Origin of the sequence: Pseudomonas sp. IT-196MI5 (genome assembly GCF_949767415.1) — a bacterium.
Classification (GTDB): domain Bacteria; phylum Pseudomonadota; class Gammaproteobacteria; order Pseudomonadales; family Pseudomonadaceae; genus Aquipseudomonas.
The window spans coordinates 665,836-678,494 of the sequence record NZ_CATKPZ010000011.1 but is presented as its reverse complement, the minus strand read 5'-3'; the positions used below and the strand labels follow the sequence as shown (position 1 = coordinate 678,494).

At 57.9% G+C, this 12,659-nt stretch carries 11 protein-coding genes and 2 tRNA genes; all 13 read left to right on the top strand.

All coding sequences use genetic code 11. From position 1 onward, the window contains the following. The 13 genes from folP (at position 1) to pnp (ending at position 12,606) form a co-directional block, all read left to right on the top strand. Positions 1 to 852, top strand: a complete 852-nt coding sequence (gene folP, locus ACM6IK_RS10625; protein WP_414874255.1) for a dihydropteroate synthase — start codon at positions 1 to 3, stop codon at positions 850 to 852. Between the two features lie 16 nt (positions 853 to 868). After that, positions 869 to 2,206, top strand: coding sequence for a phosphoglucosamine mutase (glmM, locus tag ACM6IK_RS10620; protein ID WP_414874254.1), 1,338 nt, complete (start codon positions 869 to 871; stop codon positions 2,204 to 2,206). A gap of 66 nt (positions 2,207 to 2,272) precedes the next feature. Continuing rightward, positions 2,273 to 3,028: a triose-phosphate isomerase gene (tpiA, locus tag ACM6IK_RS10615; protein ID WP_414874253.1), complete on the top strand. Its 756-nt coding sequence runs from the start codon at positions 2,273 to 2,275 to the stop codon at positions 3,026 to 3,028. A gap of 4 nt (positions 3,029 to 3,032) precedes the next feature. Next, positions 3,033 to 3,416, top strand: coding sequence for a preprotein translocase subunit SecG (gene secG, locus ACM6IK_RS10610; RefSeq protein WP_017336473.1), 384 nt, complete (start codon positions 3,033 to 3,035; stop codon positions 3,414 to 3,416). A gap of 22 nt (positions 3,417 to 3,438) precedes the next feature. Then, a tRNA-Leu gene (locus tag ACM6IK_RS10605) sits at positions 3,439 to 3,524 on the top strand. A 97-nt stretch (positions 3,525 to 3,621) separates the two neighbouring features. After that, a tRNA-Met gene (locus ACM6IK_RS10600) sits at positions 3,622 to 3,698 on the top strand. Positions 3,699 to 3,836: 138 nt separating this feature from the next. Further along, positions 3,837 to 4,295, top strand: a complete 459-nt coding sequence (gene rimP / locus ACM6IK_RS10595; RefSeq protein WP_007973115.1) for a ribosome maturation factor RimP — start codon at positions 3,837 to 3,839, stop codon at positions 4,293 to 4,295. Positions 4,296 to 4,354: 59 nt separating this feature from the next. Then, positions 4,355 to 5,836, top strand: a complete 1,482-nt coding sequence (gene nusA, locus ACM6IK_RS10590; RefSeq protein ID WP_008057419.1) for a transcription termination factor NusA — start codon at positions 4,355 to 4,357, stop codon at positions 5,834 to 5,836. A gap of 27 nt (positions 5,837 to 5,863) precedes the next feature. Beyond that, on the top strand, positions 5,864 to 8,389 hold the full coding sequence (gene infB, locus ACM6IK_RS10585) for a translation initiation factor IF-2 (RefSeq protein ID WP_218429217.1): 2,526 nt from the start codon (positions 5,864 to 5,866) through the stop codon (positions 8,387 to 8,389). 159 nt (positions 8,390 to 8,548) lie between these two features. After that, positions 8,549 to 8,950: a 30S ribosome-binding factor RbfA gene (gene rbfA, locus ACM6IK_RS10580; RefSeq protein WP_007973108.1), complete on the top strand. Its 402-nt coding sequence runs from the start codon at positions 8,549 to 8,551 to the stop codon at positions 8,948 to 8,950. A 3-nt stretch (positions 8,951 to 8,953) separates the two neighbouring features. Beyond that, entirely contained in the window at positions 8,954 to 9,871 is a 918-nt protein-coding gene (gene truB, locus ACM6IK_RS10575; protein ID WP_108218143.1) for a tRNA pseudouridine(55) synthase TruB, read from the top strand. A 143-nt stretch (positions 9,872 to 10,014) separates the two neighbouring features. Further along, positions 10,015 to 10,284: a 30S ribosomal protein S15 gene (gene rpsO, locus ACM6IK_RS10570; RefSeq protein WP_015093441.1), complete on the top strand. Its 270-nt coding sequence runs from the start codon at positions 10,015 to 10,017 to the stop codon at positions 10,282 to 10,284. 216 nt (positions 10,285 to 10,500) lie between these two features. Continuing rightward, the gene (gene pnp / locus ACM6IK_RS10565) at positions 10,501 to 12,606 is read left to right on the top strand and encodes a polyribonucleotide nucleotidyltransferase (protein ID WP_007915263.1); all 2,106 of its coding nucleotides are present in this window, start codon (positions 10,501 to 10,503) and stop codon (positions 12,604 to 12,606) included. The last annotated feature ends 53 nt before the right edge of the window (positions 12,607 to 12,659 follow it).

The window sequence follows — 12,659 nt, the reverse complement described above, 5'->3', positions numbered from 1 at the left end:
ATGACTTCTGTTCAGTCCTCGACCCGGTTGCCTTGCGGCAATCGGGTTCTTGATTTGGCCCAGACGCATGTCATGGGTATTCTCAATGTCACTCCTGATTCTTTCTCCGATGGTGGCCAATACAGCCAGCTCGACGCGGCAATGCGCCACGCCGAAGCCATGGTGGCGGCCGGTGCGACGCTGATCGATGTCGGCGGCGAATCCACCCGTCCTGGTGCCAGGGCGGTGTCGCCGCTGGAGGAGCTGGAGCGCGTAGCGCCCATTGTCGAGCGTATCAGTCGCGAGCTGGACGTCATCATCTCGGTCGACACCTCCACGCCAGCGGTCATGCGTGAGGCTGCGGGCCTGGGTGCCGGGTTGATCAATGACGTGCGTTCGTTGCGTCGCGATGGTGCCCTGGATGCTGCAGCGGCCACCGGGCTACCGGTTTGCCTGATGCATATGCTGGGAGAGCCAGGCGATATGCAGGACAATCCGCAGTATCAGGACGTTACGAGGGAAGTCGGTGAGTTTCTCGCCGAGCGCATGCATCAGTGTTCATTGGTGGGTATTCCAGCCGAACGGATTATTCTTGATCCGGGCTTTGGCTTCGCTAAAACCTTGCAGCACAACCTGAGCTTGTTCAAACATATGCAAGCCCTGCATGCCTTGGGGCGGCCCCTGTTGGTCGGGGTTTCGCGAAAGAGCATGATTGGTCAGGCGTTGAATCGTCCGGTGGGGGACCGACTGTATGGTGGTTTGGCGCTTGCGGCGCTGGCATCAACGAAAGGTGCGCGTATATTGCGCGTCCATGATGTAGCCGAAACAATGGATGTGGTGCGGATGATTGCCGCAGTGGAATCAGCCGAATAAGAATGATGGAGCACTTATGAGCAAAAAATATTTTGGCACCGATGGTATTCGTGGGCGTGTCGGTGAATACCCGATCACTCCTGATTTCATGCTCAAGCTCGGCTGGGCTGCAGGTATGGCGTTCCGCAAGATGGGCGCCTGCAAGGTATTGGTAGGCAAGGACACCCGGATCTCCGGCTACATGTTCGAGTCTGCGCTTGAAGCAGGGCTTACTTCCGCAGGGGCCGATGTAATGCTCCTTGGTCCGATGCCGACCCCGGCGATTGCCTACCTGACGCGTACCTTTCATGCCGAAGCTGGCATCGTGATCAGTGCGTCGCACAATCCCCATGATGACAATGGCATCAAGTTCTTCTCCGGCAATGGCACCAAGCTTCCGGATGAAGTCGAGCACATGATCGAAGAGCTGCTCGATACCCCAATGACTGTGGTTGAGTCGAGCAAGATCGGCAAGGTGTCGCGAATCAATGACGCATCGGGTCGGTATATCGAATTCTGCAAGAGCAGTGTGCCGAGCGGTACCAGCTTTACCGGCCTCAAGATTGTGATCGACTGCGCCCATGGTGCGACCTATAAAGTGGCGCCGAGTGTGTTTCGTGAGTTGGGTGCCGAGGTCGTGGTCTTGTCCGCGCAGCCCAATGGTTTGAATATCAATGACAACTGCGGCTCGACCCATATGGGGCAACTGCAGGCCGCTGTGCTGGCTGAACACGCCGATCTGGGTATCGCCTTCGATGGTGATGGCGACCGGGTGTTGATGGTGGATCACACGGGGGCCATCGTCGATGGCGATGAGTTGCTGTTCATCATTGCTCGCGACCTGCATGAGCGAGACAAGCTGCAAGGTGGTGTAGTCGGTACGCTGATGAGCAACCTGGGATTGGAGTTGGCCTTGGCCGACCTGGCGATTCCATTTGTCCGCGCCAATGTTGGTGATCGTTATGTGATTGCTGATCTGCTGGAGCGCAACTGGCTGGTCGGTGGCGAAAATTCGGGTCATATCGTTTGCTTCAATTACACCACCACGGGTGATGCGATTATCGCCGCGTTGCAGGTGCTGAAGGCGTTGAAAGCCCGTGCGCAAGGTTTGGCTGAAGCGCGTCAGGCGCTGCGCAAATGCCCTCAGGTGCTGATCAACGTTCGCTTCGGTGGCGGCGCAAACCCTCTCGATCATCCGTCGGTCAAGGAAGCCAGCGAGCGTGTGACCAAGGCCATGGCAGGTCGGGGGCGTGTGCTGTTGCGCAAGTCCGGAACCGAACCGCTGGTGCGTGTGATGGTCGAAGGCGAAGACGAAACGCAGGTTCGTGGCTATGCCGAAGAGCTGGCGAAACTGGTAACTGAAGTTTCTGCCTGATTTCGGCTTGCCAGCCATGATTGTGTTGGGTAACATCTGCGCCCACTTTGACCGACGAGGTACAGCATGCGTCGCCCTATGGTAGCTGGTAACTGGAAGATGCACGGTACCCGCGCCAGCGTCGCTGAGCTGATCAACGGCCTTCGTGACTTGGCCTTGCCGAGCGGTGTTGATGTAGCGGTATTCCCGTCCTGCCTGCATATCAATCAAGTGATTGATGGCTTGCAGGGAAAGTCGATTTCGGTCGGCGCGCAGGACTCTGCGGTGGAATCCGGACAAGGTGCGTTGACCGGTGAGGTTGCGCCGAGTCAGTTGGTGGATGCAGGTTGTTCCCTGGTGCTTGTCGGGCACTCCGAGCGCCGCCAGATAATTGGCGAGCAGGACGCAGTGCTGATCCGCAAGTTCGCAGCGGCGCAGGCATCCGGCTTGATCCCGGTGTTGTGCATAGGGGAAACCCTTGAGCAGCGCGAAGCCGGGAAAACGATCGAGGTTGTTTCGGCGCAGCTGGACAGCATCATCGACGAGCTGGGTGTCGGTGTGTTTGCAAAGGCGGTGATCGCTTACGAGCCGGTCTGGGCCATTGGCACCGGGCTGACTGCTTCGCCGCAACAGGCGCAGGATGTGCATGCAGCCATTCGCGCCAGGTTGGCGGAAAAGAATTCTGAAGTCGCGCAAGGTGTGCGGCTTCTATACGGCGGCAGCGTGAAGGCGGCCAATGCGGTCGAACTGTTCGGCATGCCGGATATCGATGGGGGCCTGATTGGTGGGGCTTCCCTGAATGCAGATGAGTTCGGTGCGATCTGTCGCGCCGCGGGAAACTGAAAAAATGCTGGAAACAGTCGTAGTCGTTTTTCATCTGCTGGGTGCATTGGGCGTAGTAGCTCTGGTTTTGCTGCAGCAGGGTAAAGGTGCGGATGCTGGCGCGTCTTTCGGAGCAGGTGCTTCAAATACTGTGTTCGGAAGCCAAGGTTCCTCTACCTTTCTTAGTAAGTTTACTGCTATACTTGCCGCAGGTTTTTTCATAACCAGCTTGGGGTTAGGTTACTTTGCTAAAGAGAAGGCTCACCAGCTGACTCAAGTAGGTCTCCCAAATCCAGCGGTACTGGAAGTTCCAAAGCAACAACCGGCTTCTGATGATGTCCCGGTGCTTCAAGAGCAAAAGTCGGCTACTCCAGCGACTGACGTACCTCCAGCTCAAGAGCAGAAGTAAGAAGGGTTTCAAACGTAGTATTGCCGAGGTGGTGGAATTGGTAGACACGCAACCTTGAGGTGGTTGTGCCCATAGGGTGTAGGGGTTCGAGTCCCCTTCTCGGTACCAATTAGTCAGGAGAGCCCGCTGTTGCGGGCTTTCTTGCAGGTGGAAGGTTACATTGACCCTGTAGGGGATCGGTCGTATACTTCCGCCCCAGCTTTGTCGCGGGGTGGAGCAGTCTGGTAGCTCGTCGGGCTCATAACCCGAAGGTCGTCGGTTCAAATCCGGCCCCCGCAACCAGTTTAAGGAGCCCCTTTTAAGGGGCTTTTTGTTAGCTGGACACTTTCAACGCCGCTGTTCGACGGCGTTTCAAGGATGGGCGTTTCGCCCATTTTTTTATTTTGCATAGCATGCACATACATGCACTAGGGGGTTCAGGTGTCGAGCAAGCTAGAAGAGTTGCAGGCCTTGCTGGCCCCGGTGGTCGTGGCCCTAGGCTATGAATGCTGGGGTATCGAGTTTTCGGCTCAGGGTCGTCACTCGATGTTGCGCGTTTATATCGATAAAGAAGGCGGCGTGTTGGTGGACGATTGCGCCATCGTCAGCCGTCAGATCAGCGGTGTGCTGGATGTTGAAGATCCAATTTCCGTTGAATACACCCTTGAAGTTTCCTCGCCTGGCATGGAACGCCCGCTGTTCACTCTTGAGCAGTTTGCAAAATTTGCCGGTGAACAAGTGAAGATCAAGTTGCGCTCGCCTTTTGAAGGACGACGCAACTTTCAGGGCCTTCTGCGCGGCGTAGAAGAGCAGGATGTCGTGGTACAGGTAGAAGACCATGAGTTCCTGTTGCCGATCGATATGATCGACAAGGCCAACATTATTCCCAGTTTTGACTGAGGCGTGCCAGATACTGCGGATCCCGCGGATCCAATGGCTTGCGAAAGGCGAGGCGTACGATGAGCAAAGAAGTACTGCTGGTTGTTGAGTCGGTATCCAATGAAAAGGGCGTACCGGCAAACGTGATTTTTGAAGCGCTGGAGCTGGCTCTGGCCACTGCTACCAAAAAGCGTTTCGAAGACGAAGTTGATCTGCGTGTGGAAATCAATCGCCACACGGGTGCATACGAGACATTCCGTCGCTGGACGGTCGTCGAAGAAGCAGACCTGGACGATCCGGCCATCGAAACCTGGCCGAGCAAGGTTGCCGAAACGCACCCTGGCGCCAAGGTCGGTGACGTTGTAGAAGAGAAAATCGAGTCCATCGAATTCGGCCGCATCGCTGCACAGACTGCCAAGCAAGTCATCGTGCAGAAGGTTCGCGAAGCCGAGCGCGCTCAGGTGGTTGACGCTTACCGCGAGCGCCTGGGTGAAATCATCTCCGGCACCGTGAAAAAAGTCACCCGCGACAACGTGATCGTTGATCTGGGCAACAACGCTGAAGCGTTGCTGGCTCGTGAAGACATCATTTCTCGCGAAACTTTCCGGGTTGGCGTGCGTCTGCGTGCGCTGCTCAAGGAAATCCGCACCGAGAACCGCGGCCCGCAGTTGATCCTGTCGCGCACCGCGCCGGAAATGCTGATCGAGTTGTTCCGCATCGAAGTGCCGGAAATTGCCGAAGGCCTGATCGAAGTGATGGCTGCGTCCCGTGATCCGGGTTCGCGTGCCAAGATCGCCGTTCGCTCCAAGGACAAACGCATCGACCCGCAGGGCGCTTGCATCGGTATGCGCGGTTCGCGCGTCCAGGCAGTGTCGGGTGAGTTGGGCGGTGAGCGTGTTGACATCGTTCTGTGGGACGACAACCCGGCTCAGTTCGTGATCAACGCCATGTCCCCGGCCGAGGTTGCGGCAATTATCGTTGACGAAGATGCCCACGCAATGGACATCGCCGTTGGCGCAGACAATCTGGCTCAGGCCATCGGTCGCGGTGGTCAGAACGTGCGTCTGGCCAGCCAGTTGACTGGCTGGACCCTGAACGTGATGACCGAATCGGACATCCAGGCTAAACAGCAAGCGGAAACCGGCGACATCCTGCGCAACTTCATCGACGAGCTGGAAGTCGACGAAGATCTGGCACAGGTGCTGGTGGACGAAGGCTTTACCAGCCTGGAAGAGATTGCCTACGTACCGTTGGAAGAAATGCTCAACATCGACGGCTTTGACGAAGACACCGTCAACGAGCTTCGCGCTCGGGCCAAGGATCGCTTGTTGACTAAAGCCATCGCTACTGAGGAAAAGCTGGCAGACGCCCATCCGGCCGAAGACCTGCTCTCGCTTGAGGGTATGGACAAGGATTTGGCGATGGAACTGGCGGTGCGCGGCGTAATTACCCGCGAAGACCTGGCCGAGCAGTCTATTGACGACCTGCTCGACATCGACGGCATTGACGATGATCGTGCCGGCAAGTTGATCATGGCCGCCCGAGCCCACTGGTTCGAGTAATTAGGCGCGGCCTGAGGAGAGAAGTGCATGACGCAAGTCACGGTGAAACAACTGGCCGATGAGGTCAAAACACCGGTAGAGCGCCTGTTGCAGCAGATGCGTGAGGCAGGTCTGCCGCACACCGCCGCCGAAGAAAGTGTGACTGACAGTGAGAAGCAATCGTTGCTGACTCACTTGAAAAGCAGCCACAAGGCGAAAGTGGAAGAACCACGCAAGATTACGCTGCAGCGTAAAACCACCAGCACCCTGCGGGTTGCTGGCAGCAAAAGCATCAGCGTTGAAGTACGCAAGAAGAAAGTCTTCGTACAGCGCAGCCCGGAAGAAATCGAAGCCGAGCGCAAGCGTGAACTGGATGAACGTCGCGCAGTAGAAAATGCTGCTCGTCAGAAGGCTGAAGAAGAAGCCAAGCGTCGCGCCGAAGAAGAAGCGCGTCGCCAGCCTGCTGCTGCGCCGACCGCTCAAGCCGTACCTGTTGCAGCGACTGCTGTGGTGGCCGAGCCAGTTCGCGAAAGCGCACCGGTTGTGGCAGCCGCTCCAGCTCCTGCGGTCGATGCCCGCAAGCGTGACGAACAGCGCCGTCCGGACAAGCCACGTGCCGACGACAACAGTCGTCGCGGTAGCGGCGATGGCGAGCGCAAAAACGCTCCGCATCGTGCTTCGGTCAAGGAAAAGGCGCCGGCTCCACGTGTTGCCCCACGTACTACCGACGAAGAAAGCGATGGCTTCCGTCGTGGTGGTCGCGGCAAGGCCAAGCTGAAGAAGCGCAACGCCCACGGTTTCCAGAGCCCTACCGGCCCTGTCGTGCGCGAAGTGAAGATCGGCGAAACCATCACTGTTGGCGATCTCGCCCAGCAGATGTCGGTGAAGGCTGCTGAAATCATCAAGTTCATGTTCAAACTGGGTACTCCAGCGACCATCAACCAGGTACTGGATCAGGAAACTGCCCAACTGGTTGCTGAAGAGCTGGGCCACAAAGTGACCCTGGTCAGCGACACCGCCCTGGAAGATTCCCTGGCCGAGTCCCTGAAGTTTGAAGGCGAGGCAGTTTCCCGTGCACCAGTCGTGACCGTCATGGGCCACGTTGACCACGGTAAGACTTCCCTGCTCGACTACATCCGTCGTGCCAAGGTTGCTGCTGGCGAAGCCGGTGGTATCACCCAGCACATCGGCGCGTACCACGTTGAAACCGACCGTGGCATGGTGACGTTCCTCGACACCCCTGGTCACGCTGCGTTTACCGCAATGCGTGCCCGTGGTGCCAAGGCGACCGACATCGTGATCCTGGTGGTTGCAGCGGACGACGGCGTGATGCCACAGACCATCGAAGCCGTTCAGCATGCCAAGGCAGCTGGCGTACCGTTGGTAGTAGCAGTGAACAAAATCGACAAGCCGGGCGCCGATCTCGATCGCATCCGTAGCGAACTGTCGGTTCACGGCGTGACGTCGGAAGAGTGGGGTGGTGACACGCCGTTCGTACCGGTTTCGGCGAAGATGGGTACTGGCGTCGACGAGTTGCTCGAAGCGGTACTGCTGCAAGCCGAAGTTCTGGAACTGACTGCAACTCCATCGGCTCCTGGCCGTGGCGTCGTGGTTGAATCCCGTCTCGACAAGGGCCGTGGTCCGGTGGCTACCGTTCTGGTTCAAGACGGTACCCTGCGTCAGGGCGACATGGTCCTGGTCGGTTCGAACTATGGTCGCGTTCGCGCCATGCTCGACGAGAACGGCAAGTCAATCAAGGAAGCCGGTCCGGCCATCCCTGTCGAGATCCTCGGCCTGGACGGTACCCCGGATGCTGGCGACGAGATGAGCGTGGTTGCCGACGAGAAGAAAGCCCGTGAAGTGGCTCTGTTCCGTCAAGGCAAGTTCCGCGAAGTCAAACTGGCTCGTGCTCACGCCGGCAAGCTGGAAAACATCTTCGAAAACATGGGCCAGGAAGAGAAGAAGACGCTCAACATCGTCCTCAAATCTGACGTCCGTGGATCGCTGGAAGCGTTGAACGGTGCCTTGAACGGCCTGGGTAACGACGAAGTGCAAGTGCGTGTGGTCGGTGGCGGTGTCGGTGGTATCACCGAATCCGACGCCAACCTGGCACTGGCCTCCAACGCTGTACTGTTCGGCTTCAACGTGCGTGCCGATGCCGGCGCGCGCAAGATCGTCGAGCAGGAAGGTCTGGATATGCGTTACTACAACGTGATCTACGACATCATCGAAGACGTCAAGAAAGCCCTGACCGGTATGCTCGGCAGCGATGTTCGCGAGAATATCCTGGGTATCGCCGAAGTGCGTGACGTGTTCCGTTCGCCGAAGTTTGGCGCGATCGCCGGTTGCATGGTTACCGAAGGTGTTGTGCACCGTAACCGTCCAATCCGTGTACTGCGTGAAGACATCGTTATCTTCGAAGGCGAGCTGGAATCCCTGCGCCGCTTCAAGGATGACGCTTCCGAAGTACGTGCCGGCATGGAATGCGGTATCGGCGTGAAGAGCTACAACGACGTCAAGGTCGGTGACAAGATCGAAGTCTTCGAGAAGGTGCAGGTTGCTCGCAGCCTCTAATTCGCGCACTTCAGGAGCCGTGACGGCTAGCCGCATGCAAGTGCGCAACTCGTCACCAGGACTCTAAACGCAACGCCCGGTCTGGCTTTTGTCAGGCCGGGCGTTTGCCGCTTTCAGACCTCACGGGTTTCACCGTGGGGCAGTAACAGGTAACAAGACATGGCAAAAGAATATAGCCGTACCCAACGCATCGGCGATCAGATGCAGCGTGAGCTGGCACAACTGATCCGTCGTGAAGTCAAAGACCCGCGCGTCGGCCTGGTCACCATTACCGCTGTGGAAGTCAGCCGTGACGTCGGTCACGCCAAGATCTTCATCACCGTGATGGGCCAGGACAGCGCTGAAGAAATCGCACAAAGCATCAAGGTGCTCAACTCCGCCGCCGGTTTCCTGCGCATGCAGCTGGCTCGCGAGATGAAGCTGCGCAGCGTTCCACAGCTGCACTTCCACTACGACGAAAGCGTCGTGCGTGGTGCGCATCTGTCGGCATTGATCGAGCGCGCAGTGGCTGAAGACAATCAGCATCCGGTTGCGGCAGAAGCCGAAGACACCAAGGAGTAATCGGTGGCTCAGGTCAAACGTATCCGTCGTAACGTCAGTGGCATCATCCTGCTCGACAAGCCGCTGGGGTTCACCTCCAACGCGGCCTTGCAGAAGGTTCGCTGGTTGCTCAATGCCGAGAAGGCCGGACACACCGGCAGTCTCGATCCCCTGGCCACCGGCGTGTTGCCGCTGTGCTTCGGCGAAGCGACCAAGTTCTCGCAATACCTGCTCGATTCCGACAAGGGTTATGAAACCCTGGCGCAACTGGGCAAGACCACCACCACGGCGGATGCCGAAGGTGAGGTTTTGCAGGAGCGTCCGGTGACCGTTGGTCGCACCGACATCGAGGCTGTACTGCCGAAATTTCGTGGGCAAATCAGTCAGATACCGCCGATGTACTCGGCACTCAAGCGCGATGGCCAGCCGCTGTACAAGCTGGCGCGTGCAGGCGAAGTAGTGGAGCGCGAACCGCGTTCTGTTACTATTACGCGCTTGGAATTGCTGGCCTTCGAAGGTGATACTGCGCGGCTGGCGGTGGATTGCACTAAAGGCACCTATATCCGCACCCTGGTGGAGGATATCGGTGAGCAACTCGGTTGTGGCGCTTACGTTGCAGAACTGCGACGTACCCAGGCCGGGCCATTCACCCTGGCGCAGACGGTTACCCTGGAAGAGCTGGAAGCGGTACATGCCGAAGGCGGCAACGAAGCGGTCGATCGCTTCCTGATGCCATCGGACAGCGGCCTGCTGGATTGGCCACTGTTGCAGTTCTCGGAAGCGAGCGCGTTCTACTGGCTCAACGGCCAGCCGGTACGTGCCCCGGATGCTCCGAAGTTCGGCATGGTGCGGGTACAGGATCACAATGGTCGCTTCATCGGTATCGGTGAAGTGAGCGAAGACGGGCGCATCGCGCCGCGTCGTTTGATTCGGTCAGAGTGACCGAAACCAGTCTGCGTAACAGCAGGCTGGCGAGGGTGGCTGTCAACAGGCACGGTCACTACTCATTTTTAGATACAGGGATTTGTCCCTGGCCTGTTGAAACTGTTTTTCGACAAACAGTTTCCTGATAAAAGGATTGCCTCATGGCTCTCGACGTTCAAGAAAAAGCTCAAATCGTAGCTGACTACCAGCAAGCTGTTGGTGACACTGGTTCGCCAGAAGTGCAAGTTGCACTGCTGACCGCCAACATCAACAAGCTGCAAGGTCACTTCAAGGCCAACGGTAAAGACCACCACTCCCGTCGTGGTCTGATCCGCATGGTTAACCAGCGTCGTAAGCTGCTGGACTACCTGAAAGGCAAGGATCTGGGTCGCTATCAGACTCTGATCGGTCGCCTGGGTCTGCGTCGCTAATAAGCGATTGCGCTAGAGGTTGGTTGTCTGTCGTGCGTCAGCGGGTTTCCCGCCAGCGCATGGCAGGCTTCCAGCCTCAAGTTTTATCTGGATGTCTGCTTTACCGCTTTACCTGTGTGAGTACACCCCGGACAACCGGTCGGGCCGATTCCCGGCGTTGCCCAAGAATTTCGCAAGAAACCAGTTCCCCAAGAGCCACAAAGAAGGTAGGACACCGTGAACCCGGTAATCAAAAAATTCCAGTTCGGTCAGTCGACCGTTACCCTCGAGACTGGCCGTATCGCCCGTCAGGCCTCCGGCGCAGTATTGGTCACCGTTGACGACGACGTCAGCGTATTGGTGACCGTAGTCGGTGCCAAGCAAGCCGATCCAGGCAAGGGCTTCTTCCCTCTGTCTGTTCACTACCAGGAAAAGACTTACGCTGCCGGTAAGATCCCTGGCGGTTTCTTCAAGCGCGAAGGCCGTCCTTCCGAGAAAGAAACCCTGACTTCCCGACTGATCGACCGTCCGATCCGTCCGCTGTTCCCGGAAGGCTTCATGAACGAAGTGCAGGTTGTCTGCACCGTCGTTTCCACCAGCAAGAAGACCGATCCGGACATCGCTGCGATGATCGGTACCTCGGCTGCACTGGCGATCTCCGGCATTCCTTTCGATGGCCCGATCGGCGCTGCCCGCGTTGCCTTCCACGAAAGCACCGGCTACCTGCTGAACCCGACCTACGAGCAACAGGCTGCTTCGAGCCTGGACATGGTCGTTGCCGGTACTTCGGACGCCGTACTGATGGTTGAATCGGAAGCCAAAGAGCTGACCGAAGACCAGATGCTGGGCGCGGTACTGTTTGCTCACGACGAGTTCCAGGTTGTGATCAACGCCGTCAAAGAACTGGCCGCTGAAGCTGCCAAGCCAACCTGGACCTGGGCTCCTGCGCCAGAAGCCACCGAACTGCTGGGCGCGATCCGTGCCGAGTTCGGCGAAGCGATCTCCCAGGCCTACACCATCACCGTCAAGGCCGACCGTTACGCTCGCCTGGGCGAGTTGAAGGATCAGGTCGTTGCCAAGCTGTCCGGTGAAGAAGGCCAGCCTTCTTCCAGCGAAGTCAAAGCGGCTTTCGGCGAAATCGAATACCGCACCGTTCGCGAAAACATCGTAAACGGCAAGCCACGTATCGACGGTCGCGACACCAAGACCGTACGTCCGTTGAACATCGAAGTCGGTGTTCTGCCAAAAACCCACGGTTCGGCACTGTTCACCCGTGGCGAAACCCAGGCCCTGGTCGTTGCAACTCTGGGCACCGCCCGTGACGCACAACTGCTGGACACCCTGGAAGGCGAGAAGAAAGACCCGTTCATGCTGCACTACAACTTCCCTCCGTTCTCGGTAGGCGAGTGTGGTCGCATGGGTGGCGCTGGTCGTCGCGAAATCGGTCACGGCCGTCTGGCCCGTCGTTCGGTTTCGGCCATGCTGCCTGCCGCTGATGTGTTCCCGTACACCATCCGCGTGGTTTCGGAAATCACCGAATCCAACGGTTCGAGCTCGATGGCTTCCGTTTGCGGCGCTTCCCTGGCCCTGATGGACGCTGGTGTGCCGATGAAGGCGCCGGTTGCCGGTATCGCCATGGGTCTGGTTAAAGAAGGCGAGAAATTCGCCGTCCTGACCGACATCCTGGGTGACGAAGACCACCTGGGCGACATGGACTTCAAGGTAGCCGGTACCGCCAAAGGCGTCACCGCGCTGCAGATGGACATCAAGATCAAGGGCATCACCGAAGAAATCATGGAAATCGCTCTGGGCCAAGCCCTGGAAGCGCGCCTGAACATCCTCGGCCAGATGAACCAGATCATCGGCCAGTCGCGTACCGAACTGTCGGCCAACGCTCCGACCATGATCGCGATGAAAATCGACACCGACAAAATCCGTGATGTCATCGGTAAAGGCGGCGCGACCATTCGTGCGATCTGTGAAGAGACCAAGGCTTCGATCGACATCGAAGACGACGGTTCGATCAAGATCTTCGGCGAAACCAAGGAAGCGGCAGAAGCTGCTCGTCAGCGCGTTCTGGGCATCACCGCTGAAGCCGAAATCGGCAAGATCTACGTCGGCAAGGTTGAGCGCATCGTCGACTTCGGCGCATTCGTCAACATCCTGCCGGGCAAGGATGGTCTGGTTCACATCTCCATGCTGAGCGATGCTCGCGTCGAGAAAGTGACCGACATCCTGAAAGAAGGCCAGGAAGTGGAAGTACTGGTACTGGACGTGGACAACCGCGGCCGTATCAAGCTGTCCATCAAAGACGTGGCAGCCGCCAAGGCTTCGGGCGTTTAATCGCGCCTCCCGCCTCACCGCTTCAACGTTGTAAAAAATGCCCCGCCGTGAAA

Excerpts from the sequence above, each read along its gene's own strand:
- rbfA (WP_007973108.1), top strand. The coding sequence starts at position 8,549 with ATGGCAAAAGAATATAGCCGTACCCAACGCATCGGCGATCAGATGCAG.
- rpsO (WP_015093441.1), top strand. The coding sequence starts at position 10,015 with ATGGCTCTCGACGTTCAAGAAAAAGCTCAAATCGTAGCTGACTACCAG.
- folP (WP_414874255.1), top strand. The coding sequence starts at position 1 with ATGACTTCTGTTCAGTCCTCGACCCGGTTGCCTTGCGGCAATCGGGTT.
- nusA (WP_008057419.1), top strand. The coding sequence starts at position 4,355 with ATGAGCAAAGAAGTACTGCTGGTTGTTGAGTCGGTATCCAATGAAAAG.
- infB (WP_218429217.1), top strand. The coding sequence starts at position 5,864 with ATGACGCAAGTCACGGTGAAACAACTGGCCGATGAGGTCAAAACACCG.
- secG (WP_017336473.1), top strand. The coding sequence starts at position 3,033 with ATGCTGGAAACAGTCGTAGTCGTTTTTCATCTGCTGGGTGCATTGGGC.
- glmM (WP_414874254.1), top strand. The coding sequence starts at position 869 with ATGAGCAAAAAATATTTTGGCACCGATGGTATTCGTGGGCGTGTCGGT.
- tpiA (WP_414874253.1), top strand. The coding sequence starts at position 2,273 with ATGCGTCGCCCTATGGTAGCTGGTAACTGGAAGATGCACGGTACCCGC.